17 protein-coding genes are annotated in these 18,340 nt (G+C 57.4%); 9 read left to right on the top strand and 8 right to left on the bottom strand.

Translation table 11 applies throughout. The features are described 5' to 3' along the window. Window positions 1–87 precede the first annotated feature (87 nt). Genes CAG34_RS05840 through CAG34_RS05810 form a run of 7 tightly spaced genes read left to right on the top strand, consistent with a single transcriptional unit; the run spans window position 88 to window position 6,546 of the window. Window positions 88–1,440: a C4-dicarboxylate transporter DctA gene (locus CAG34_RS05840; protein WP_015270314.1), complete on the top strand. Its 1,353-nt coding sequence runs from the start codon at window positions 88–90 to the stop codon at window positions 1,438–1,440. 11 nt (window positions 1,441–1,451) lie between these two features. Beyond that, entirely contained in the window at window positions 1,452–2,012 is a 561-nt protein-coding gene (locus CAG34_RS05835) for a carboxymuconolactone decarboxylase family protein (RefSeq protein WP_015270313.1), read from the top strand. A gap of 10 nt (window positions 2,013–2,022) precedes the next feature. Beyond that, window positions 2,023–2,841: an SDR family NAD(P)-dependent oxidoreductase gene (locus CAG34_RS05830; protein WP_003258699.1), complete on the top strand. Its 819-nt coding sequence runs from the start codon at window positions 2,023–2,025 to the stop codon at window positions 2,839–2,841. A 60-nt stretch (window positions 2,842–2,901) separates the two neighbouring features. Next, a complete protein-coding gene (locus tag CAG34_RS05825; protein WP_241523207.1) occupies window positions 2,902–3,846 on the top strand; it encodes an amidohydrolase in 945 nt (314 codons plus the stop codon). A 36-nt stretch (window positions 3,847–3,882) separates the two neighbouring features. Further along, the gene (locus tag CAG34_RS05820; RefSeq protein WP_085588720.1) at window positions 3,883–4,818 is read left to right on the top strand and encodes an SMP-30/gluconolactonase/LRE family protein; all 936 of its coding nucleotides are present in this window, start codon (window positions 3,883–3,885) and stop codon (window positions 4,816–4,818) included. A gap of 25 nt (window positions 4,819–4,843) precedes the next feature. Beyond that, entirely contained in the window at window positions 4,844–5,656 is an 813-nt protein-coding gene (locus CAG34_RS05815; RefSeq protein WP_085588718.1) for a substrate-binding domain-containing protein, read from the top strand. After that, on the top strand, window positions 5,653–6,546 hold the full coding sequence (locus CAG34_RS05810) for an alpha/beta fold hydrolase (protein WP_085588716.1): 894 nt from the start codon (window positions 5,653–5,655) through the stop codon (window positions 6,544–6,546). The genes CAG34_RS05815 and CAG34_RS05810 overlap by 4 nt, the downstream gene beginning before the upstream one ends. Before the next feature lie 141 nt (window positions 6,547–6,687). Here the strand turns inward: CAG34_RS05810 and CAG34_RS05805 are convergent, their stop codons facing one another. Beyond that, entirely contained in the window at window positions 6,688–7,611 is a 924-nt protein-coding gene (locus tag CAG34_RS05805) for a carbon-nitrogen hydrolase family protein (RefSeq protein ID WP_085588753.1), read from the bottom strand. 152 nt (window positions 7,612–7,763) lie between these two features. Between CAG34_RS05805 and CAG34_RS05800 the strand changes: the two genes are divergently transcribed. After that, window positions 7,764–8,690, top strand: coding sequence for a LysR substrate-binding domain-containing protein (locus CAG34_RS05800; RefSeq protein ID WP_085588714.1), 927 nt, complete (start codon window positions 7,764–7,766; stop codon window positions 8,688–8,690). 73 nt (window positions 8,691–8,763) lie between these two features. Here the strand turns inward: CAG34_RS05800 and pcaF are convergent, their stop codons facing one another. Together pcaF and CAG34_RS05790 are read right to left on the bottom strand one after the other, a co-directional pair. Then, a complete protein-coding gene (pcaF, locus tag CAG34_RS05795) occupies window positions 8,764–9,981 on the bottom strand; it encodes a 3-oxoadipyl-CoA thiolase (protein ID WP_085588712.1) in 1,218 nt (405 codons plus the stop codon). 103 nt (window positions 9,982–10,084) lie between these two features. Beyond that, a complete protein-coding gene (locus CAG34_RS05790; RefSeq protein ID WP_085588710.1) occupies window positions 10,085–10,987 on the bottom strand; it encodes a LysR family transcriptional regulator in 903 nt (300 codons plus the stop codon). Between the two features lie 100 nt (window positions 10,988–11,087). Here CAG34_RS05790 and CAG34_RS05785 point away from each other — a divergent pair, with 100 nt between their 5' ends. Continuing rightward, window positions 11,088–12,197 carry an AbrB family transcriptional regulator gene (locus tag CAG34_RS05785; protein WP_085588708.1) on the top strand — a complete coding sequence of 370 codons (1,110 nt, stop codon included), beginning with the start codon at window positions 11,088–11,090 and terminating at the stop codon, window positions 12,195–12,197. Window positions 12,198–12,207: 10 nt separating this feature from the next. Here the strand turns inward: CAG34_RS05785 and CAG34_RS05780 are convergent, their stop codons facing one another. The 5 genes from CAG34_RS05780 to CAG34_RS05760 all read right to left on the bottom strand — a co-directional run bounded on the left by CAG34_RS05780 (window position 12,208) and on the right by CAG34_RS05760 (window position 18,309). Next, the gene (locus CAG34_RS05780; RefSeq protein ID WP_085588706.1) at window positions 12,208–14,292 is read right to left on the bottom strand and encodes a 3-hydroxyacyl-CoA dehydrogenase NAD-binding domain-containing protein; all 2,085 of its coding nucleotides are present in this window, start codon (window positions 14,290–14,292) and stop codon (window positions 12,208–12,210) included. A 26-nt stretch (window positions 14,293–14,318) separates the two neighbouring features. After that, window positions 14,319–15,572 carry an OprD family porin gene (locus CAG34_RS05775; RefSeq protein ID WP_085588704.1) on the bottom strand — a complete coding sequence of 418 codons (1,254 nt, stop codon included), beginning with the start codon at window positions 15,570–15,572 and terminating at the stop codon, window positions 14,319–14,321. Between the two features lie 80 nt (window positions 15,573–15,652). Then, window positions 15,653–16,651, bottom strand: coding sequence for an ABC transporter substrate-binding protein (locus CAG34_RS05770; RefSeq protein WP_085588702.1), 999 nt, complete (start codon window positions 16,649–16,651; stop codon window positions 15,653–15,655). Window positions 16,652–16,687: 36 nt separating this feature from the next. Further along, the gene (locus tag CAG34_RS05765; protein WP_085588700.1) at window positions 16,688–17,455 is read right to left on the bottom strand and encodes an ABC transporter permease; all 768 of its coding nucleotides are present in this window, start codon (window positions 17,453–17,455) and stop codon (window positions 16,688–16,690) included. Between the two features lie 26 nt (window positions 17,456–17,481). Then, window positions 17,482–18,309, bottom strand: a complete 828-nt coding sequence (locus CAG34_RS05760) for an ABC transporter ATP-binding protein (RefSeq protein ID WP_085588698.1) — start codon at window positions 18,307–18,309, stop codon at window positions 17,482–17,484. Window positions 18,310–18,340: the final 31 nt, after the last annotated feature.

Genomic DNA, 18,340 nt, shown 5'->3' with positions numbered 1-18,340 from the left:
GTTCTAATAGCTATGCCGGTGGGATTGGCCATCCCAGCATGCGAATCACAAGAACAATGACGCCCATCCCGTGGGCGAGGAATTGCTATGAACCAGTTGAAGAAGCTCCACGTTCAGGTGCTGATAGCACTTGTCGCTGCCGTCATCCTCGGTTTCGCCGCGCCCACCTGGGCCACTGCCATGAAACCTCTCGGACAAGCCTTTATTGCGCTCCTGAAAATGATGCTCGCTCCAATCGTCTTCGTGACCTTGGTGCATGGCCTCACCCACGTCCAGGACATGCGCAAGCTAGGCCGGCTTGGCATGAAATCACTGCTCTATTTTGAAGTCGTCAGCACGGTCGCGATGCTCGTAGGCTTTGTGTTGGTGAACGTTGTCGAGCCAGGTGTTGGGCTGCATGCCACAGGGATGAACGAGTCTTCGGCTGCCATCAAGGCTACAGCCGCAGCAGGCGAGGTCTCGGTCATCACCTACCTGCTGAGCTTGATCCCGCACACCCTTGTGGATGCTTTCGCCAAAGGCGACATCATCCAAGTCCTGCTGATCTCAGTACTGGCCGGTATTGCTATCAACCGTACGTGCGGGCCAGAGTCCGTAGCAGTGCGCGCAATTGACGAAGCTCAAACCATCCTCTTCAAGATGCTCAGCTTCATCATGAAGCTGGCCCCCCTCGGCGCATTTGGCGCGATGGCCGCTGCGATCGGTAGCTACGGTGGCGACACCCTTCTTTACCTTCTCAAGCTCATCGCCGTCTACTACGCCGCCTCGCTCCTGTTCGTGTTCGGAGTGCTCGGCACCATCAGCTGGTCGGTTGGCCTGCCGTTCATGACCGTGCTGCGGTTGATCCGCGATGAAATTCTGCTTGTGTTCGGTACCGCTTCTGGTGAAGTCGCGTTCCCGCGGCTTATCGAGAAACTGAAACGTACTGGTTGTGATGAAGTGGTTGTTGGTTTTGTGCTGCCGGCCGGTTACAGCTTCAATCTGGACGGCACGGCGATCTATATGGCAATCGCTATCGGATTCATTGCGCAAGCCACCGACACTCCGTTCTCGCTCTGGCAACAGGCCGGCTTGCTGGCAATCCTCAGCATTACCTCCAAAGGCGGTACAACGGTTGCAGGTGGTGCTTTCATCAAGCTGGCAGCCACCCTGCAGTCTGTACAGACCCTTCCGCTGAGCGGCTTGGGCCTTCTGTTCGGCATTGATCGGATCATGGCGACAGCAACAGCCCTGACCAACATCGTTGGCAACACCATCGCCGTTTTCGCAATCGCCCGCTGGGAGGGTGCTTTTGATCCGGAAGCGTTCGAACGTGAAACGGGCCGTGCCCCTGGCCGCAGCCTGCTGCGCCCCTCGGATGTCAGCGCAGCTCAAGTAACTGCCCCCGAAGCTGTTGCGCAAGCCCAACCCCAGTCTCAATCGCAAACCCAGCACTCGTAACAGGAACGGCCATGAATCGCTTGCCTCCCATTGATCCGCAACAACTGAATGACGCCCAGCGTGTCGTTTACGACCGCATCGCCAACGGCCCACGCAAAGGCGTCCGCGGCCCGCTCGCCATCTGGCTACATCGACCAGAACTGGCTGAGTGCGCCCAGGCCCTTGGTCGCTACTGCCGCTACGACAGCTGCCTGGAACCGCGCCTCTCTGAATTGGCCATTCTGCTGATGGGGCGTCATTGGCTCGCAGAGTATGAGTGGGCTGCACATAAACCGTTTGCTCTGGAGGCCGGCCTGGCTCCCGAGATCATCGACGCCATACGCGATGGGAAAGAGCCGAGCTTTCAGAAAGCCGATGAGGCGTTGGTTTATCGCTTCGTTCGTGAACTGCACGATACCCGCGGCATTAGCGACGGCCTCTACAAAGAGTTCATTGAGCTGCTGGGTAACGACGCCGCAGTCGATCTCGTTGGCATTGCCGGCTACTACACGCTGATTTCCATGACTATCAAGGTCTTCGAAGTGCCGCCACCGGCTGGTGTCGCTCCCGAACTGCCTACCACGTTGAATTGAGGATTACCCCATGACTGAAGATATTCCAACCAGCGATCGCTTGAAAGGCAAGGTCGCCATCGTCACCGGTGCAGGTTGTGTGGGTGCCGGCTGGGGTAATGGCCGCGCCGTGGCAGTACTGTTCGCCCTTGCCGGCGCCAAGGTGTTCGCTGTCGATCGCGACCTCGGCGCCATGGAGGAAACGCTGGGCCGTATTCGTGAAGCGGGTGGTGAAGTGACGCCGTATGCCTGCGACGTCACCGACAGCTCAGCGGTAGCTGCCATGGTAGAAGCCTGCAAGCAAGCGTACGGGACTGTAGACATCCTGGTGAACAACGTCGGCGGCTCCGCCGCGGGTGGCGCAGTTGCCCTGCCAGAGGACAAGTTCGACGCCCAGATCGCTCTGAACCTGAAAAGTGTGTACCTGACCTGTAAACACGTGATCCCGGTAATGGAGGCAAAAGGCAGCGGCTCAATCATCAACACTGCTTCGACGTCTGGCATTCGGTTCACCGGCTCGGCGCAAGTCGCCTACGCCGCGAGCAAGGCCGGCGTCATCCAACTAGGCCGTGTTACTGCCGTTGAGTACGCCCCCAAAGGTATTCGCGTAAATACCGTGGTACCCGGTCAGCTGCATACGCCTATGGTCGAAGTCCGTCTCGCAGGGCAGCGCACCGGCGGCGACGTAAACAAGCTGCTCGACTCCCGCCTGGCTCGTATTCCACTGGGCTTCATGGGCGACGGTCGTGACACCGCTTACGCCGCGCTGTACCTGGCCAGTGATGAGTCGCGCTTCGTGACTGGTACCGAGATCGTCGTCGACGGCGGCATGACCGTTCGCTGCGGCTGATTTCTATAGGGGGCCGGCCATGGCCCCCCGTCCACCGACAAACAATAAGAGCAGGTCACTATGGACGATCTAAATCAAGTTCAGGCCTCACGACGCCTGTTCATCAAGCACACAGCCATCGCTGCAGCAGCTATCACCCTACTCGGCGAAGCAACCAGCCAGACATTTGGAGCCTCCATGTCCAGCCCAACCAATGCGCCTGGGATGTGGGATTGCCACACCCATATTTACGGCCCCTGGGATCGTTTCCCACTCCCTGCGAACGCCGCATACACTCCCGCCCCCGCGCCATTTTCAGATCTTCTGGCGTTGCATCAGCGCCTTGGCATTGAGCACGGTGTGCTTGTTCAAGCTGCACCCTATGGAACGGATCACTCCGCCATCCTGGCCGCAATCGCTGAGAGCGGTGGACGCTACCGCGGCGTTGGTCTGATCGACGAAACAACCACCGATGAACAGCTGCAGGTTCTGCACGACGGCGGGCTGCGTGGCATCCGTTTCAATCTAATGGGGCACCTGCCGGGCGCACGGGATCCTCAAAAGCTGCGACAACTGGCCGAACGTGTTGCTCCATTTGGATGGCATGTGTTGGTTCACGGAGAACTACACACTTTGTTGCCGTTCCTGGACCAGTGGAAGGACCTGAAGACGCCTCTGGTCATTGATCACATGGCGCGCCCAGATTTCACCCAACCCCTCGATAGAGAAGAGCTTGCTGCTCTGAAGAAGCATCTTGAGCATTCGGCCCGATGGATCAAGCTCTCCGGTATCGATCGCGCCATGCAGGGTCAACCTGGCCCGTGGCCGCAGGCTCTGGATTACGTTCGCGAGTTTCTGGAGTATGCCCCGGAACGCGCGATTTGGGGCTCCGATTGGCCGCATCCAAACATCAAGGGCTCCCCTCCGGATGACCGCCAACTGCTCAACTTCATTCAACAGGTATGTGACAGCCCTGCACTGAAACAAGCCGTTCTGGTCGACAACCCGGCCCGCTTGTACCGCTGAGCTCTTTTGGTTTCAACACACTGACGGAAACGAATAATGGACGATAGAGATTGGCGTCCAAGCACCCGTGTGCCTGATCCGGCCGTACGGGAGCTTGACCCACGCTTTGCACATTACCGCCTCACCCACGCAAAAGTGGAACGCTTGGGTGGGGGAATGCGGTGGGCTGAGGGGCCGGCTTGGTTCGCAGATGGCCGGTATGTGCTGCTCACCGATCTGCCCAACGACCGCATCATGCGGTGGGATGAAGCCACCGGTGTCCTCGGCGTGTTTCGCCAACCGGCCAATCAGGCCAATGGGATGACGCGTGATCGCCAAGGCCGCCTGCTGGTGTGTGAACACGGTGGTCGACAAGTCACACGCACGGAATACGACGGCAGCATCACCGTTCTGGCGAGTCACTTTGAAGGCAAGCCACTCAACTCTCCAAACGACATCGTGGTGAAGTCGGACGACAGTATCTGGTTCACCGATCCGCCCTTTGGCTTGGTCAGTGACTACATGGGCCGTCAAGGCGAAGCAGCGCTGCCGGCTAACGTTTACTGCCTAACGCCAGACGGGAAGCTTCACTGCGTTGCCGAAGATGTCGAAGGTCCTAACGGACTCGCATTCTCACCCGACGAGAAAATCCTCTACTTGGTCGAGTCGAGAGCTCGCCCACGCCGCATCGTCGCATACAGCGTCGATGACCAGAACCAGCTCAGCGAGCGCAGGGAACTCATCGATGCAGGCCATGGCCTGCCCGATGGCATACGCGTCGACGTGGACGGAAACCTGTGGTGTGGCTGGGGCGCTCCCGAGCCTGGCCTGGATGGGGTTCGCGTCTTCGCACCTGACGGTACTCCTATTGGACACATTGATCTGCCTGAGCGATGCGCCAACCTCTGCTTCGGCGGCCCGCGACGCAATCGCCTGCTGATGGCCTCCACAACCTCATTGTATTCGCTGTTCGTTAACACTCGCGGCGCCTGAAGTGCGCCCTTCCTAAGGTAGCTATATGAAAAAAACAAGATCTGCTCCGCTACTGCTCTCGACTGGCCTCGCCGGTCTTCTGACCCTCTCTGCCGGCGTTGAAGCATCCGAGCTCAAGATAATCGCGAGCGGTGCGCTGAAGGGGGCCATGGCCCAACTACAGCCAGCGTACGAGAAAGCCAGTGGCAACACACTCAGCATTAGTTGGGGACCTTCGATGGGAGACTCTCCTGAGTCCATCCCCCAGCGAATCAAACACAAGGAGCCTATGGACTTGGCCATCATGGCCAGCGAGACCCTGGATCTACTGGGACCTACAGGTGCTTTCGACATGAGCACTCGCCGAGAAATCGCCGACTCCCGTATCGGCATAGGCGTACCAAAAGGTCATCCTCACCTGGATGTGTCCACCGTGTCCGCTCTGCGTGCCGCGCTACTCAGCTCTGACAAAATCGCATATTCCCAAGGCGCTAGTGGTGTCTACATCCGGACAGAGCTGTTTGCTCGCTTGGGCATCACCGATTCGGTCAAGCACAAAACAGTCGAGATTCAAGGCAAGGAACTGGTGGGCACTGCGCTTGCTCGCGGCGACGCGGACATCGGCATGCAGCAGATCAGCGAACTGAAGGTAACCCCTGGCGTGGATTACCTAGGTCCGCTTCCCGAGGAGGTACAGAAAGTCAGCCGGTTTTATGCGGCCGTGGCCAGTACCACTTCTAACACCAAGGTTGCACGTGAGTTCCTTGAATACCTCAACAGTGCCGAAGCTAACAAATTGCTTGAGGAAAGCGGCCTTGAACCTGCCCCATCACTTACTGCCCAAGGAAAAAAACAATGAAAAAGATTTCTCACTTCATCATTGGTGCGTCCCTGACGCTGGCTGCCTCCATCGCCATGGCTAGCAGCTCTGCCGCAACGAATGCAGTGCAACAGGAAATGGTGCGGTACGACAACGTCCAGATCGAGGTCAACTCCCAAGGTAAGGGTCCGATCATCGTGATGCTTCCCTCGCTGGGACGCTCGGGTCGTGACTATGACCAAGTGGCAAATTACCTGCAGCAAGATGGGTTCAGGGTGGTGCGCCCTGAACCCCGCGGCATAGGCCAAAGCAAAGGCCCGATGGAAAAGCTCTCAGTCCATGACTTTGCCCGCGATATCGCTGCAGTTGTCGAGCACGAGAAACAAGGGCCGGTAGTAGTGGTTGGGCACGCCTGGGGTAACTTCCCGGCTCGACAACTGGCGGCCGACAGGCCCGACCTGGTGCGCGGCGTGGTGCTCGCAGCGGCTTCTGCCGGCAAGGTTCCACCCGGATCGTCTGAGAAGCCCATCAACGCCGAAATGCGTCAGGCAATCGATGGGGCCGGTGACATGTCTCTGTCCGAAGAGCAACGTCTGGTCTACCTGCGCAAAGCATTCTTCGCCCCCGGCAACGACCCTCGTGTCTGGCTTGGCGGATGGCACGACGAAACGCATGAAGCTCAGTCCCATGCACGCAATACCACACCGGTCGATGACTACTTCGCCGCTGGCAAGGCCCCGATCCTGGACCTGCAGGGTGAATCCGACACAGTAGCCCCACGCAGGTTCTCAGGCGTTCTGCAAAGCATGCTGGGCGATCGCGTTCAGGTGGTGGTGCTCAAAAACGCCGGACATGCGATGGCGCCTGAGCAACCGAAGGCAATGGCCGACGCTATTGCGACGTTTGCCAAAGCTCAGTACGCGCATTGATGGAAACCAGGACGGGCGCCGCGAGGCGCCTGCCCTTGGTCTGCACATCCACGTTTCACTGCCCCTGCCTGAGCGACGACATCACGGCGCATTTGCGCTTCGCAAAGCTAATCAAAGCCTGCCGCAGGTTCCGAAAACTCCTCACTTGAAAAAGTCGACACCCGGCCTGGCGCGCTCATCGACGCTCAGTGAAAACACATCGGGCCGCGAATAGTGGCCAACCACATCGAAGTCGTAGCGAGCACGCACCAACTCATCAAGATCGATTTCTGCCGTCAGTAATCCCTCTTCACCACGCAGTGGACCGGCGAGTACATCACCCAGCGGCCCGACGATGACACTGTTGCCCTGAATCAGGGGACGGTCAGGATCCCAGGCTGGTACCTCGATACCCAGTTCGAGTGGCGATTTCTGCACCTGACATGCACTAACCAAAAACATCCGCCCCTCATGAGCGATATGCCGCATGCTGGCCAGCCAGACGTCACGCTCATCGACTGTCGGCGCGCACCATACCTGCACGCCTTTGGCGTACATCGCAGTGCGTAACAACGGCATTTGGTTTTCCCAGCAGATCGCCGTGCCGAGCTTGCCGGCTGGTGAATCGACAACAGGTAATGTCGAGCCGTCACCCTGCCCCCAGATGAGACGCTCAGTACCCGTTGGCATCAACTTGCGGTGCTTGGCGATGAGTCCACCCTCTGGTGAGAAGAACAGCGCGGAACAGAACAGCGTGTTACCAGAACGCTCGATCACCCCGACGACCAGGTGAGCTCCCGTGCGTTCGGACAATGCAGCGAGCTCGTCTGTCTCCGCGCCGGGGACATCAATAGCATTCTCGAAATAGGCTTGGAATGTCTCACGCCCCTCCGGCAAGCGATATCCCAGGAAAGTGCCGAATATCTGCCCTTTTGGGTACCCGCCTAGGATCGCCTCGGGCAATACGACCAGTTTCGCCCCGCTCGACTTTATCTTGGCCTCATACTCGATGATGGATTTCAGCGTCTGGGCCTTTCCGAGTGGATGGGAGCCAACCTGTAGCGCTGCAACGGTGATACGGGACATGATGAGATCTCGCATGATGTAAGTGCAGGCAATGTTCGGCCCCGATCCGTTATTGAGCAATACTGCACCGACTCGATCTGATATCAATTACAATCATATCGTGACAGCATTGGGGGACTGCTACCTGTGTGCCTGGAAAGGTTCCACCAATCATGAAAAAGCTGGACATCGCCTCTGTGGATCTGAACCTCTTCAAGGTTTTCGAAGCCTTGTATGAGGAAGGAGGCGCGGGCCGCGCCGCCATTCGCCTGGGCATTACCCAATCAGCGGTGAGCGCTGCTCTATCCAGACTACGGGCAGTGTTCGGTGACCACTTGTTCGAACGGACAGGACGAGGCCTTAAACCCACCGCAAAAAGCGAGGAATTGCGCCCTATCGTGGCCGCCGCGCTGGACAAGTGTCGTCAGGGGCTGATGTTGGCACTCCATGACGATGCGGCGATTCACGGGCGCGCCATTGCACTGGGCATGTCGGATGACTTCGAACTGGCAATTGGCAGGCTGTTGATCGACAAAGTCCGGGAACAGGCGCCTGGTATCCGCCTAGTGTTCAAGCAAACCCACAGCTTGCTGGCAAGCGATGCTTTGATGAACCGGCAATTTGATCTTGCCTTGACATCGGGCGCCGTGGCCTCGAAGACGCTGGGGCGGCTGGCGCTTGCAACGGGTGACTACACCTGCCTTACTGCGGCCCGTGCTGACGCCACCCCGCTGACACCCGGGTCTTACCTTGAAAAGCGCCACATTCTGGTTTCATCGGGCGGCTATGTGGGCGTGGTTGATGAGGTGCTAGCTGCGCAGTCGCTGAATCGCACAGTGGAGGCTTCAACCACTCATTTCTCCGCGCTTCCCGCGCTTCTGCAGCACAGCGACTGCGTGGCCACCTTGCCGACCCATGCCGCCAAAGCCTTGGCCAGCGTCAGCAACGTCCAATGCCACCCATGCCCAATCAACCTTCCGCGCTACTCAATAGAACTGGGATGGCGAATCGACAATGCGCGTGATCCTGCCATTGGCTTGATCATTACCTTGATTCGTGAAGTCATCGGCCAATTGCCTGGTGTCGTGGTCGTCGGTTGATTCAAAGGACAGAGACGCTGCTGGCCCAGTCAGGCTGGCGGTTTATGGTCCACCAGCACAGCAATATCTTTCTCTAGGTGACAGCGTCGATACGTTCGAAGGCCAGCGCCAAGCCTTGTCCCACCCCCACGCACATCGTGGCCACACCAAAGCGCCCCCCCGTCTTCTCGAGCTGGTGCACCGCTGTCAAGACCAGTCGATTTCCGCTCATCCCCAAAGGATGACCCAGCGCTATAGCTCCACCGTTGGGGTTCACTCGCTCACTGTCATCTGGCAAACCGAGCTCGCGCATCACTGCCAATCCTTGCGCTGCGAAGGCTTCATTGAGCTCAATGACGTCGAAAGCATCAATTGTCATGTTCAGCCGTTGCAGAAGTTTTCGCACAGCAGGGACTGGACCAATTCCCATTACTTCAGGCAAAACACCGGCGCTGGCCATTCCAAGGACCCGGGCACGAGGTTTTAGACCGAACTTGTCTACCGCATCAGCACTAGCGAGGATCATCGCGCTGGCGCCGTCATTCAGGCCTGAAGCGTTGCCAGCAGTTACCGTGCAATAAGGACCATTTACCGGTTTGAGTTTGGCCAGCGCTTCTGCAGTGGTTTCAGGACGGGGGTGCTCATCACACACCACAACGGTTTCGCCCTTTTTGCCGGGAATGATGACGGGAACAATCTCTTCAGCATAAAACCCGCGCTCGATCGCGCTAGCAGCTCGTGCTTGACTACGCAGAGCCATGGCGTCCTGATCCTCACGAGAAATGCCGTACTGCTGGGCAACTTTGTCACCGGTCATCGGCATACTATCGACACCGTACGCGCTTTCCATTGCCGGATTGATGAAGCGCCAACCGAGCGTCGTGTCTTCAAGTTTCTGCGTACGCCCAAACGGGCCGTCAGCTTTTCCCATCACGTAGGGCGCGCGAGTCATCGACTCAACGCCTGCGGCAACGGCCAATTCCATTTCACCATTAGCAATCGCCCTGAAGGCCGCACCAATAGCTTCCAGACCGGATGCGCACAGCCGATTCAACGTCACACCAGGTACCGAAGGAGAGAGCCCAGCGAGTAAAAGCGCCATGCGTGCCACGTTGCGATTGTCTTCACCTGACTGGTTGGCGCACCCCATGAAGACTTCGTCCACGGCGGCCCAATCGATACCTGGATTGCGCTCAATCAACGCTTTGAGTGGGATAGCAGCAAGGTCATCCGCCCTCACTGCAGAAAGTACACCATTCAGACGGCCAATCGGGGTGCGTACTGCATCACAGATGAAGACATCGCGACTCATCAGAGCTCTCCTTACAAGAGTGGTTAGCGCAGCCAATCGACGCGCGCCCACAGTGTCGGAGAGCACTTCGGCAGTGACAATGAGCTAGTTCCACTGACTGGAATCAGATCTCTGTGAAAAATCGCTTTCCGTCAGCCTTCAGCAGCTCGACCATCAGTCGCACAGCCGGTGCCAGATAGGCCTCCGCTCGCACTGAAACCGCGACGGTCCGAGTCATCGTAGTCTCTTGAATGGGGATCTCTCTTAGAGTGGATAGCCAACGTCCAGACACTAACGTTTCCCGGGCCAGAAAGCTCAGTAATTGCGTCTTGGCTATCAGCCTCGGCAACAATGAAACGGCATTTGCTTCAATCTGCACCGTAGGAGCAGGCAACTGATGTGACCTGAATGCCTCGTCGATCCAGCGTCTGGAGGCAACTGCATCGCCAGGCAGAACCCAGCGGTATTGGCATAGCGCTGCGATGCTGATAGCAGAAGAGAAGACGGGATGATCTGCGCTGGCCACGACTACAGCTTCATCTTGAAGAATCGGGAAGGTGAGCAGATGGGGATCACCAGCATTCAAAGGGCAAATAATCGCATCCAGGCGGCCGGAGCTCAGGGACTCCCTGAGAATGTCATCTTGGCCGATCGAGAGCTTCAATCGCAGCTCGGGAGCGCGCTCCAACAAGAAGGATGCCAACTGCGGAAGGAGGTGCTCGGCCATGCTCGCGGAACAGCCCAAGCGTATAGTCCCGATTTGCCCGCTCGCAAAGTCTCGTACTTCGCGCTCGGTCTCCGCAATGCTCAGTTGTAACTGCCGCCCGCGCTGGAGAAGGAGCTCGCCAACCTCAGTGAGCCTTATTCTCCTGCCTTCTCGTCTGAAAAGCTGCGCGCCTAAAGCCTCTTCGAGACGCTGAATGCTTTTGCTGAGCGCAGGCTGACTTTTGTGCAACAACTCTGCAGCTTTACCGAGATGACCCGTTCGTGCAATGGTCTCGAAGTAAGTGAGGTCCCTAAGATCCATGATTCATAACTCTCGGTAATCGGTTCATCAAAAACAGCAAATGGACCACGCCCATCAGCCCCTCGGATAATCATCTGGCCCAGCATCCGAGGATTCTCCAGTGCCAAACCCCTCTTCACTCTCGAAGCCCGCCCTGTTGCAGTGGCTATGCGTGATACTCGCAGCCGGCGCTGCGGGGCAGTTTTTTCACTTCCTGCATATCCCTGCAGGTTTGTTCCTCGGGCCCATGCTCGCGGGCATTGCTTGTGGTCTTTTGGGCGTGACAATCCGTGTTCATCGTCATGCGTTTCGCTTCGGCCAAGGTTGCGTGGGTGTGTTGGTGGCTCACTCGATGACTTGGCCAGTCATCCAGACGCTCGCACAATCCTGGTATCAGATGTTGGGTGTCACAGCCCTGACACTGGCCATGAGCGCACTGGTAGGCCTGGGAGCTATCCGATTCAGTGGCCTATCTAAAGCAACTGCAGCTTGGGGAACAGCACCCGGTGCAGCATCGGCGATGGTGGCAATGTCGGAAGATTATGGAGCTGATGCACGTGTGGTTGCGACCATGCAGTACGTCAGGGTGGTTTGCGTGGTAGTTGTAGGAGCACTGGTAAGCCATGTGCTAGGTGCGCACACGCCCTCCTCTGGAGCCGCCAATATGAGCCAGACCGCAAACCTGTTGGATCTAGCTTTGAGTCTCGGGGTCATTTTAGTCGGTGTTGCAGCAGGTACGCGTCTGCCGGCAGGCGCACTGCTAGTGCCACTGCTGCTTGGAGGCGGGTTACAGTTGTCTGGCGCACTAACGATTGATCTTCCTAGTTGGATCTTCAGCCTCGGCTACGGTTTGATTGGATGCTACATCGGGCTCAGATTTGACCGACGAACCGTCGCATACGTCTGGCGGCAGATGCCTGCAATGGTTCTGAGCGCTTCTGCCCTGATCTTACTGTGTGCCGGCTCTGCCTGGTTCCTTGCAGAGCTGATGGGTATTGATTTTCTTTCGATGTACTTAGCCACAAGCCCAGGCGGCCTGGACGCCATGGCGATCCTAGCTGTCGAGACGCACGCAGACACCGGCTTCGTGCTCGCCAGCCAAACGCTGAGACTGTTTTCAGTAGTATTGGTCAGCGTGGTGATAGCGCGCCAGGTTTTACGAAACGCGCCCGCAGATGCCGCGGAAAAAAAGGGTCAGCCAAAGTCGTGGTCATCGGCCGCCCCAAAGTAAATCCACAGCATTAACTTTGGCTAAGTGAAACACGCTCCTTTGCTCTGGATTGAAGCAAAGCGCAGACTTTCAATTGCCGGTCAGGATGCTTGAGAGCCCACTGCTCCAGGGCTTCGCCGATCTGAGTCAGCCCGATCTGATCTGCATAGTAGAGAAGCCCACCGCGGTAGCGTGGGAAGCCATATCCGTGGATCCAGATGAGATCAATGTCATTAGGGCTGTCGATGATACCTTGCTCCAACATGTAAGCGGCTTCATTGATCATTACGAATAAACACCGCTGCAAGATCTCATCGTCCGAGATTACCCGCGGCTCCAGGCCTCTTGCTTGCCGGTGCTCAACAAGCATGTTCGCAACGAATGGATCAGGAGAACCCTTGCGCTGGCCCTCTTCATACCGGTAGTACCCCGCCCCCGACTTCTGGCCGAAACGGCCCGCCTCGTGTAGCTGCTCAATCAGGTTACATTGACGCTCAGCCTGACCAAGGTGTTCCCCCCGGCCTTTCCTGTTGAACCAAGCGATATCAACGCCAGCCAGATCACGCAGTTCAAAGGGGCCGATCGGGAAGCCGAAGCCACGTAGCACTCGGTCGACATCCTCTGGTGACGCGCCTTCTTCAAGCAAGAATGTCGCTTCGCGCTCGCGGACGGCCAACAACCGATTCCCTACAAACCCATAGCAGTTCCCTACCGCAACCGCGGTCTTGCCCAAGCGCCCACCCAGTTGGAGCACGGTTGCCAGCACATCGGGGTGCAGGTGAGCGGTTTTCACAACCTCGAGCAGCTTCATGACGTGAGCGGGGCTGAAAAAATGCATACCGATGACGTCTCCTGGGCGATCGGTAACACTGGCAATCGCATCGACATCGAGGTAAGAGGTATTGGTTGCCAGGATCGCCCCGGGCTTGGCAAAACGATCCAGCGTTCGGAAGACGTCTTGCTTGACGGCCAAGTCTTCAAACACTGCCTCGATGATCAAATCTGCACCTGCGATCGCCTCAAGACTTCCTTCGTACCGAATATGCCCAGCATGCTCAGCCGCCTTTTCTGAGGAGAGGCGGCCTTTCTCAAGCGCGCTGACATAGTAGCGCTCGACAGCCGCTCGTCCGCGATCAAGCGCCGCAGGCTGAGTATCGATCAGCACTGTCGCGATACCCGCGTTAGCCAAGCACAACGCGATACCGCTCCCCATCGTGCCCGCTCCGATCACCGCGACCGAATCAACGGCACGAACTGGGGCTTGTCTAGCTAATGTGCGGCGGCGAGAGGCAAGATCACGCTCGGCAAAGAAGACATGCCGTAAGGCGCGTGCCTGAGCACTTTCACGCCGGGAAATAAAAATATCTCGCTCCAGCGCCATGCCCTCGTAAAAGGGAACCTGCCAAGCTGCCTGCAGTGCTTGGAGCGCGAGAGGTGGAGCCTCCTGCCCCACAAGCTTACGAAGAATCGCCTGAGCCCTACGCTGGAAAACTGCAGGATCAAATGCAGATACGGTCCGATTGCAGGAGCGCGGTATCGACTGCCCAATAGTCTCCTGTGCGAACGCCAAAGCAGACTCGAATACGGATGAGCGACTCAAGCGATCCAGTAAACCAATCTCCAACGCTTGCTCTACACCAACCTGCTCTCCGCCCAATACCATATCGAGCGCCGGGAGCATCCCGCATAAGCGCGGCAGGCGTTGCGTTCCGCCGGCGCCGGGGATCAAGCCCAAACCCACTTCGGGTAGCCCGAACTGAGTGCCTGGACCTGCGATGCGGTAATGGCAGGCAAGCGCAAACTCAAGGCCGCCACCTAGGACCGAACCATGCATCGCAGCGATAACAGGCTTCGGCGAGTTTTCGATTGCCGCCAATACATCAGGCAGGTGCGGAGCCTGCAAAGGCAGATCGAACTCTTTTATATCGGCACCGGCGATGAAGGTACGCCCCTCACACACGATCACTACTGCCCGAATATCGGCGTCACCCGCCGCCTGCTCGAATCTCGCAAGTACCTGTTCACGGACCTCACGCGAGAGGGCATTTACTGGCGGATTGTTGATGATGATCAGACCGACATTACCTTCGCGTTGAAGCGCTACGAGGGAGTGCATCGTTTCTCTCCTGGTGAGGATATTGATTACAGAAGCGACAACGGGTAGCTGACAATCACCCGCACATCATCGGCATCCCGAGCGAAGTCCGCGCGGTAGGTGGCACTGCGCAGACGCATGCTCAGCCCCTTCAGGGACCCGCTCTGCAACACGTACTGCAACTCGACATCCAGCTCGCGCTCGCCGTCCGAGCCCGGATCCACTCCGCGCACATCAGCTTGGTTGCCTTTCAGATATCGAGTCATGAAGGTCAACCCTGGGACCCCCACGTTCGCAAGATCGAAGTCGTAGCGGGCCTGCCAGGAGCGCTCGTCCTTCTCGGCGAAATCGCCCACCTGCACGAAGTTGACCAGGTAGGGGTCAGTGCCATCCACGTAGGGGAATGCCGAGTCCCCGGACATTTTCTGGTAGCCGAGACCAAAAGCGTGGCCACCGAGTTTGTAGGTACCCATGACACTGAGTGCGCGGTTTTCGATAGGACCGCCGCGGGCTTGCCCCTGATCGTCGCTGTCGAACAAGCGGACATCACTCGTGAATGAGCCCCAGGTGCCCTTTCTACGATCAGTCAGACCGTAGAATCGCTGGGTATAGACGTCTTCGAGAACCGCGTACTGAGCCAACAAATCCGTATTATCAGCAACGTGGTACGTCACCCCCATCAGGTTGAAATCACCACCATCAAGAGGGCCGCTAAACCGACGGTTCTTGTTGTTCAGTGCCAGACCTGTGGAACCGGATTGATCGCGATACACAGTTCCCTGGATCTTCGCCCCGGTAAACTCCAAGGCTTTCCATTCGTTGATCTGAATCTGGGCACCGTCGAATGTCTGGGGCAACAAACGTCCGTTGTTAGAGACCAGGGTCGGCCATTTTGGTATCAACGTGCCGACACGGAGCTCGCTCTCGGACACCTTGACCTTGAGTGTCCCACCGGCTTTGGAGTAGTTGTCCGGCACATCACCATCATCTTGCACTGGCAGCAACCCAGTACCCGAACGACCCGGCCCTGAGTCCAGCTTGACCCCAAGCATGCCGATTGCATCGAAGCCAAAACCTATAACGCCAGGCGTGTAGCCCGACTCATAGCGCAGAATGAAGCCCTGGGCCCATTCCTGTCGCTTGGATTGCGCACTACCTTCGCGAAAATCTCGGCTCATGTAGAAGTTGCGCAGCTCCAGGGAAGCTTTGCTGTCTTCAAAGAACCCTTGCGCACCAGCAAGCGGCAGATACACGGCAAAGCCAACCCCTGCCGCGCAGAGCGGCATATTTTTTTTCATCATTACTGCTTACCAAGAAGTTGATCGTGCGCGGCGGTAGTCCGTCGCCACCGCGGTGATCAGGCAGGAGTTTGCAAGGCGCTTCAGCGCACCTGGGTCAGGTAGTCTTCGGCTTTACCAGGGATTTTCTCGTTCTGAATCTCACCCAGGAACTTGATCGCACGATTGACTTCCTCATCGGTGAGGTAAGGCGTCTGGGGGAACGACTTGCGATTGTTCTCCCACGCGGCTGCATAAACCTTGTCGTTCACGCCCTCGAAGCGGCTGCGAACTGACTTCATAGCTTCCTGAGGCTGCTCGTTGATGAGTTTCGTGGCATCGCTCAAGGCAGCCAGGAAGGCTTTGACTGTGTCCTGGTTCTCGGTCGCCCACTGACGACGAGCACTGAGTGCAATCGACGGGTAGCCATCAAGCTCAGGTACCATTCCTTCGGACATGTCGAGCAAGGTGTAGCCCTTGTGGTCGATTACGGCGCTATCGGACGCCGGCGACGAAAGCGCGAAGCCGTCGATCTTGTTCTGGGCAAATGCTGCAAGCATCGCCGCACCGTTGTTGAGGTACAGAAGTGTGAAGTCTTTTTCTGCATTCAACTTCGCTTCTTTACCTAGGAAGCGCACGAGGAAGTCTGCGCTTCCGCCGGCGCCGCTAACTGCCAAGCGCAGCCCCTTGAACGCAGCCAAACGTTGCTCAACCGTCGAGTCTGCTGTGAGGCCCAGGCGATCAGCGAGGTCTTGATGGATAACTATGTTGCTTGCGTATTGGCCGACCAAACGACCAAGCAGGGTGATGTCCGCCCCCTTCACCTTCGCGTTGATCGCATTCTGGATAGCACACGAGCAGAACTCGACCGAGCGACTGGCAAGCCCTGAGGCCGCCGCGCCGCCACCTTTGAATTTCACCAGCTCGACATCTAGTCCATGCTTTTTGAACATGCCGCCGTCCAAGGCTACGAACAAGGGCATGTGAACAAACCCCTCCGTACCCAGAGCAACTTTAACCGTTTCGGCAGCCTGCGCGTAAAAGCTGGTTGCACTCATGGCAACGCTCAACCCCAGCGCAGAGAACAGACGCTTGATAGACATGGCAAAGACCTCTTCTTGTTGTTGTGTTGGTTGCAATCAGACGGAAAGTTCACGTTCTTCCTGATCTTTTTTCCAAGGCATCAATGACGCTTCCAGTTTGCGCACAGCGGCTTGGAGGATCAGCGCAAGCGAGATGATTGCAATGAGCGCTGCGAACACGCCTGCCGTATCCAGCTGCCCGGCAGCGTCCTGCAGCAGATAGCCCAAGCCTCGGTTGGCGGCCATGATCTCGCCAACGATGGCGCCGATCAGCGCGTACGGGACCGACATCTTGAGGCCGGTAAATACCCACTGAATTGCCGAAGGCAGGACGACTTTGGTAATCAGGTGATGCTCTTTGGCACCCATCAACCGCAAAATTTCCAACTGTTCGCGCTCCACAGCACGAACACCGCTGTAGGTGTTAAGGAACACCAGGAAGAAGACGATCGTGGCGGTAAGGATGATTTTCATCTCTATGCCGATTCCGAACCACATGATGAACAGTGGAGCCAAAGCGACTTTCGGCAGGCTGTAAATCGAGACAAGAATTGGGTCGAGCAATTTAGCCAGAAGCTCATTGCGACCGAGGATCAGGCCTACCGATATACCTGCGCAAGCGCCGAAGAAGAAGCCCACGAGGGTTTCAACCACAGTGATCCAACCATGCGAGAACAGACGGCCACTGGCGACCAGGTCAATGAAACGGCTCCCGATTTCCAATGGCGAACTCACGAAAAACGGGTCGATCAATGGGCCTGAAGCGAATTGCCAGGACAGAAAGAGCACAGCAAAAATGGCGATACGGCCGAGGAAGATTTTCATGTTCGTAATTCTCCGGAAGAAGGACCTTAGGCGTCATGAGAAGGAGTGATGAACTCCCAAAGATCGCCGCACAACTCGTGGTAACGCGGGTCCTTGCGTAGCTGGAGAATGTTGCGGTCATCACCTAGAGGGATGCTCACGTCGCGAACGATAGTGCCCGGACGTCCAGAGAAGATCAGGCAGCGATCGCCCAATGCCACGGCCTCATCCAGGTCGTGCGTGACGAACAGCACCGTCTTGTTGAGCTGACGGCTGAGCTTGAACAGCTCGGTCTGCATGCGCATGCGCAGCTGTGCATCAAGGGCAGCGAATGGCTCGTCCATCAGCAAGGTTTCTGGGTCGTAAGCGAGCAATCGAGCCAGTGCAGCGCGCTTGCGCATGCCCCCGGAAAGCTGACTGGGATACGCCTTTTCATGCCCCTCAAGCCCAACCAGGGACAGCAGTTCGCGAATCCGCGCCTGTCGCTTGGCTTTCGGGACACCTTGGATTTCAAGCGGAATGGCGATATTGCCAGTCACATCACGCCATGGCAGCAGATGGTCGCTTTGGGTCATGTAACCGGTACGGCCGTTGATACCTTGAACAGCCTGGCCCCGGTACAGCACTTCACCTGTTGTAGGCGCGAACAGCCCGGCGACCATGTTCAAAAGAGTGGACTTGCCGCAACCCGAAGGACCGATGATGGTCACCACCTGGCCTTGTTGGATGTCGACATTGATGCTGTGGGAGGCTTGCTTGGCAACCCCCTTCACGGTGAATGACTTCGAAACCTCTCTGAACGAAATGACCGTCGGTGAGACGGCTTTTGCTCCGATAGGCTCGGGGGAAGTGGCACTTTTCAACACGGCGGTCATGGCAATACTCCCGGCACGAAGGTGGCGTTCA

It is taken from the genome of Pseudomonas sp. B14(2017), from assembly GCF_002113255.1.
Lineage (GTDB): Bacteria > Pseudomonadota > Gammaproteobacteria > Pseudomonadales > Pseudomonadaceae > Aquipseudomonas > Aquipseudomonas putida_Z.
This window is presented reverse-complemented; position numbering and strand designations above follow the sequence as displayed.